General features: G+C 33.9%; 2 protein-coding genes. Both read right to left on the reverse strand.

Going from position 1 to position 3615, the window contains the following annotated elements; all coding sequences use genetic code 11:
* A partial coding sequence (locus AB8B65_RS03015; RefSeq protein ID WP_405299383.1) for a hypothetical protein occupies positions 1-1960 on the reverse strand: 1960 nt, incomplete at its 3' end.
* A 14-nt stretch (positions 1961-1974) separates the two neighbouring features.
* Positions 1975-3615, reverse strand: a 1641-nt coding sequence (locus AB8B65_RS03020; protein WP_405299384.1) for a hypothetical protein, incomplete at its 5' end; no start/stop codon positions are given.

The raw sequence follows: 3615 nt of genomic DNA on the forward strand, positions 1-3615 counted from the left end.
TCAGAAAGTAAAAGGAGCCGACGGCAAGCGCTATCAAACAAAATCCTGCATCAAAGAAAAAGTAAATCAAGATATAAAGTCCAAAGTTAATCAAACGTTTTCCAAGCATGATCCAAATAGAATCGTTCGGATCTTCAGGAATTTTACTATCTATATAAATAAAGGTAAATAAAGGCAGTAGGATGGAAGCTAAGATAAATACAAAGCTAATGGCAACTTTCGCAATCAATAAAAAGAGAATAACGGCTACCCAAATTAGAAAAAGTATCCCAATTTTTATTAGCAGTGTTTTTTGATTTATTGTATGAATGAATTCTTCAAATTTGTGTACAAAAGGAATTCGGATTTCATGCGTTTTGATGTAGAAATACGCGAATCGGAATGCTAAAAATCCAACCAATGCAATAATACTCCATGTAAAAGAATCCATGTTTTGCAATTCTTGGAACTCAAAGAATGTAATGTCTTCCAATGGTGGAAACGCGTACATTCGCCACAATAAATAAATACGAACCGTTAAAAATACCGTAATGACCCAATAAATAGTGTATTCAATTTTGAGTGCGTTTAGTAATTTACTTTCAGAAACATCGCTTTTCCCTGAAAAACCAATGCTTTTTCGCCATTTGTGAATGAGAAAGTAAAAGAATAACGCTGCAATACACAAGACGAAAAACGGAACCCAATACCAGTTTGTCAATGTATTGTTGTTGTAATTTTTGACTTGTACGATGTAATCAACCGCTTTTGTGTTTGTTTTTAAGAAAAACGGTTCGTTTTCTTGAATTTTCTCAAGTTGTAACTCGCCAGAATTGTTATCAATTTTAATCGCGTTCAATTGTGTTTGTCCATCTTCAATGGCATATTTTAAAGACGCGTTGATGTGATGTCGGTTGTTAAAACTGCTTCTTCCTTCAAAATTAATGACTCCGCTGTATTCGCGCGAACTTTTGATGATATCATCCACAGAAGTGGAAATTAGCAATTCCGCCGTAGCGATAGAATCGTTGAAGTATAACGGATAGCGAACGGGCGATTTATGATTGAGTCGCGAGCGATTCGGTTGATACTGTACTTGTAGCTTTTTGCTTTTGTTTTGCCCAATTCCGATGTAGAAATAGCTTTTGTTTTTCAACGTAATTTTTTGCTGTTTTGGAAGCGGTTGCAATGCTTGCGAATTCAGCGTTACATTTTTGACTTTCTCTAGTAACTTTCCTGTATATAAGTGTAAAGGTGCAGTCGTTTTTCCGCTCGGATTGCTGTAAATTGTATGTCTAACAACATAGGTTTCTTCCAAGGCTTCAATTTCCGATTCGGTCAATTCAATATCAAAACTCGCTTCTACCATGTCCAAAATCGGATACCCAATAGTAAGTTTGTTGCGTTTTATAGTGTCAATTACTTGTTCGCCATTTTTAATATTTTCATTGAATTTGAAAATGAAAAAATGCGCTTTATTATCTTCTGAATAATACGAACAGGATAGTTTCCGATTGCTAGAAAATGGAATGTTAAGTTCTTGTTTCGGATTCCAAACGGGAAGTGATTCATTCGCGATTTTGTAATTTGTTCCTGCGTCATTAATAGAAACCAACAAGGGTTTTCCTAAATCTTCGTAGCTAAGTTCAAATGGAGTTGCTGTATTTGTTGAATCAACTTTGATGGTAAATTTACCTTGTTCTTCGTCAAAAAGGGCATTTGCAGGTGTGTCTGCATTCATCAAATTTAGTTCGTGCGTATTGGAAAAATCATAGCCCAAATGTTCAATGGCGTGTGTTTCTACATTTTTATAGAATTCGGTATCGCTTGATCGAATGTAACGCGCCAAAACCCACACACTCACTACGATCAACGCGGTGAGCGAAAACAGCATGATTTTTTTTCCGTTGTTTTGCGACGACGAAAATAGCAAGACTGCGAGCAAGCATAGTATACTAAAAAGTAGATAAAAACTGAGCATGGGATTTTCTTTTTTTAGTGTAAACCTTTCAATTCTTCGTTGATGTCAATTCCGTCAATTAAATGGTCAATTTCATGGACGCCGTTTTTGTGTAAAAATGCCACAATTGTATTTATGTAACTTGTTGCCGTATTTGGATCAAAGTTTTCTTTTGGCACTTCGGCAAGTGATTCTCTGCGTAAAATACGACGAATATTTCCTTCTGTTTTGTTGTCGGCACTCCAATTATCGTTGACAAATTTTGCCAAATCCATCGTGTTAAATGCAATAAAAGCCAAGCGTTTTGTGAATTCTGCTTTACTGAAACTAGCCGCTTTATTTTGGAATTCTTTGATATGCGGATCGTACAAGTTGGCAAAGTATTTTGCAGCTAATTTATTGTTGTTATCAGTAACTTTTTTAGAATTTTCCAATGCTTCATACGCTTGTTTTGCTTTCGATTTGATAGTTGTTATTTCATCGGAAGCTGCTTTTTGTGCAGTTTCAATTTTCTCTGCGGAAGCTTTTTTTACAGCTTCAATTTGTTGCAAACTATCTTCTTCCAATTTTTGTTTTGTTTCTTTTAGTAACGACAACAATTTTTCGGTATTCTTTTCAGTACCATTGAAAATTGAATTGTATGTTTTTTCAATATTTTTTAATCTGTCTGGTAAATTTTCTTCGGCTTGAACATTTTTTTGTTGTGTAGCAATATGATTTGTAATCGATTCCCACTTTGAATCTCGTTTACTAAAGGATTTGTACCAACTATTTAGGTGTTGTACCAATTCAATAATGGAATTCGCTTTGTCCGTGTTGTTTCGTAAATTAGCGTTGCTAGTCAATGTAGCGGTGATAATTGTATCAATGGAATCGTTCGGATATTTTTCTTTGAGTTTCAATAAAACGGCAACATCTTTTTGGAATTTCTTGTCTTGTTCTAATACTTTTAAAGCTTCCGCGAATGTTTTTGCTTCATCAATAACTTCATATTTGAAACCAATTTCCAATAAGTTCGGCAATCCTTTGATGACTTCTTTTTTCTTTTTTAAGAAATTTTTGAGTTCACTTTTATTTTTTAATTCTGTAAATGTGCTCCACAATTCTGCATGTTCTTTTTGAGAAGCTAATTTTTTTATTTGTATTGGATATACTTCTTGTAATGTTTTTAGAAATGCAGTTTCATCTTGATTTTTAGCAGCAACTAACTTTTTAGAATCTTCTTTATGTTCGATTAAAAATGTCAATTCTTTGGTCAAATTAGGTTTTAATGGAAGTTTAGAAATTTCTTGCAAGGAGTTGATACTTTTTAGTTGTTGCTGCACAATTTCTGCGTCCGTTTTTGAAGGTTTTTCAATTTCTGTAGTAACTACATGTTGTTGTACATTTTCAATCGTTCTATCTTCTGTTTCAACTTCGACTTCACTTTCAACTTCAATTTCCCTTTTATTGAGTAGATTTTCTTTCAGCAATAAAAACAATGAAGTCAAAATTCCCAATCCGAGTAATATATTTTTGAGTAGCGAATTTCCAACGGTAGAAAGTTTGCTCGTAGTTTCCAAAGAAATGGTATTTGCTGCTAACGTAATTGTATTATGACTGGTTTCATCTAGCTGAAAAGCAATGGTTTCCACAAAGAAATCAAATACATCTTCTGCTTTGTTAGCGGCTATAAA

The sequence above is a fragment of the Kordia sp. genome (assembly GCF_045105435.1).
Lineage (GTDB): Bacteria > Bacteroidota > Bacteroidia > Flavobacteriales > Flavobacteriaceae > Kordia.